The organism is Candidatus Phyllobacterium onerii (assembly GCF_028331445.1).
GTDB lineage: Bacteria > Pseudomonadota > Alphaproteobacteria > Rhizobiales > Rhizobiaceae > Phyllobacterium > Phyllobacterium onerii.
Map to the genome: position 1 here is coordinate 1 of NZ_JAQMHX010000036.1, position 2,547 is coordinate 2,547.

2 protein-coding genes are annotated in these 2,547 nt (G+C 57.8%); both read left to right on the forward strand.

Annotation, left to right across the window (positions count from 1 at the left end; all coding sequences use genetic code 11):
- The coding region (locus PHA01_RS29055; RefSeq protein ID WP_271899714.1) for an autotransporter family protein at positions 1 to 1,836 on the forward strand (1,836 nt) is incomplete at its 5' end.
- On the forward strand, positions 1,830 to 2,453 hold the full coding sequence (locus tag PHA01_RS29060) for a L,D-transpeptidase (protein WP_271899715.1): 624 nt from the start codon (positions 1,830 to 1,832) through the stop codon (positions 2,451 to 2,453). The genes PHA01_RS29055 and PHA01_RS29060, both read left to right, overlap by 7 nt.
- The last annotated feature ends 94 nt before the right edge of the window (positions 2,454 to 2,547 follow it).

Sequence of the window (2,547 nt, forward strand, 5' to 3'; positions counted from 1 at the left end):
GAATGGCTGCGCGTTGGCACCATCGACGATTTTCCTCTACTCGGTGCGGCTGAACTTCCGATACGCGGAATACCGGATCCGCTGGATCCTGACTCACCATTGCCGCCCCCGCCAGCGGCCTTTCCTGTTCCTGCAGCGCCTGCCGCCACTCCCGGTCTTGCCAATATCCTCCTCGACGGTTCGACGGTGACGGGCTCGGCATTCACGGCACCGGGCAGCGTTTCCAACGTCATCATGCGCAACAACAGTCTTTGGAATGTCACTGGCAACTCCAACGTGACCTTTCTCCTTAATGACCCGAGCCTCATCGATTTCTCACCACCTGTCGGCGACCCGACCCTTTTGTCGAGCTATAAGACGCTGACAACGGTCGACTATGTCGGCGAGGACGGACAGATTGCCTTCAACACCTATCTCGGGGCAGACGGCTCACCCTCGGATATCCTCGTCATCGATGGCGGTACGGCGACGGGCAGCACCGGAGTGATCGTCAGGAACACTACTGGTCCCGGCGGGCTGACGGTGGCCGACGGCATCCTGATCGTCGACACCATCAACGGGGCGACCTCTACACCGACCGCCTTCTCCCTTATCGGCGATTATGTAACCCCGCAAGGTCAGCAAGCGGTCGTCGGCGGTGCCTTTGCCTACACGCTCAACTACGGGGGCGTGGATGCCAACACAACCGACAACAACTGGTATCTCCGCTCCGTGCTGCAACCAACCCCTCCAGGTCCAGGGCCGACACCTGATGATCCTGGTCCGCTCATTCCGCTCTACCAAGCGGGCGTGCCACTTTACGAGGTATATCCGCAAAACCTGCTGGCCCTCGGAGGGTTGCCGACTATGCAGCAGCGCGTCGGCAACCGCTACTGGGAGCAGCCGGCTTCCGTCGAGGAGATCTTTTGCAAGGATCCGTCGCAGAACTTCAAATGCCGGGTGTCGAGCGAGCAGGCGAGTTACTACCTCGACGGTAGCCAGGTCGTCATAGACGGCACAGGGGTTTGGACGCGTCTTGAAGGTTCTCACATCAAGATTGAGCCGGCCGAAACCACCAGTGGCACCGACTATGACACAGACCTTTGGAAGCTTCAGGCCGGGTTTGATGGGATGCTTTACGAAGCCCAAGACGGCAGCCGCCTGATCGGCGGCGTCACCGTTCACTACGGCCAAGCCAACACTGACGTCACCTCGATTTACGGCGACGGCAGCATCGACACCGACGGTTATGGCTTTGGCGGCAACCTGACTTGGCTCGCCCAGAACGGTTTTTATGTCGACGGGCAAGCGTCGCTGACCTGGTTCAACAGTGATCTTGATTCCGACACCGCCAACCGCGGCCTAACCGACGGCAATGACGGCTTCGGTTACGCGTTGTCGATCGAGACTGGAAAGAAGATCGACTTGAGCGACAACTGGACGGTCACACCGCAGGTCCAGCTGGTCTACGCCAGCGTTGACTTCGACGACTTTACCGACGCGTTCGGGGCTGATGTCTCGCTTGACAAAGCGAAAAGCCTGCGGGGACGGCTTGGCATTTCGGCCGACCGGGACCAGGTCTGGAAGGATGATGCGGGCAAGACCAAGCGCAGCCATATCTACGGTATCGCCAATCTCTATTACGAATTCCTCGGTGAATCGCGCGTGGACGTCTCCGGCACCAAGTTCGAGACACGGCCGGAGAGACTGTGGGGCGGAGTAGGTGTTGGAGGCAGCTACAATTGGAACGATGACAAGTATTCGATCTATGGCGAGGTCTCTGCCAACACCAGCCTCGAAAGTTTCGGCGACAGTTACGCCCTTAACGGCACGGCAGGTTTCCGAGTTAAATGGTAAGGCAAGCGCCACACAAACCAAGCATCCGATTTGTTCTGCTTGTCGCCTTCCTGACGACACTTCTTGCATCGTGCACGACTGGCGGTGGAAGACTCGAAAGCCGCAGCGTGGCATACGCCAACGAACCCTATCCAATCAGGATCGTCGACAGGAGCAAATTTGCAGCGCGGTTCAGGCCCGCGATGGTTGCGGCACCCGCCGGCTATGCTGCGGGCACCATCGTGATCGACACCAAGGCAAAGCTTCTCTTTCTGATCAACGCTGACGGCAAGGCCCGCCGATACGGAATCGCAGTTGGTGCCAGCGGCCACGCTTGGTCAGGGGCAGCAACCATAGGCCGCAAGGCCGAGTGGCCCGCATGGTACCCAACCGACGACATGCACGCCCAGACGCCCGACCTGCCGCGGCGCATCGAACCCGGATTCCAGAACCCGCTCGGTGCAAGGGCGCTTTATCTTTATCAGGACGGCAAGGACACTCTCTACCGTGTTCACGGGACGTCTGAACCTTGGACGATTGGCACGGAAGCTTCATCCGGATGCATACGCATGATCAACGAGGACATTATTGACATCTATGGGCGAGTAGCGATCGGCACCTCAGTTGTTGTACTGTAATAGCAATCGACATTTTGGTGTTAAACAAAACGTAAAATCTATAATATTATCATATAATTAGATTGAATTTGGTGGCTTTTGCTACATAATTCCG

Coding starts and splice junctions, on each gene's coding strand:
- PHA01_RS29060 (WP_271899715.1), top strand. CDS start 1,830: ATGGTAAGGCAAGCGCCACACAAACCAAGCATCCGATTTGTTCTGCTT.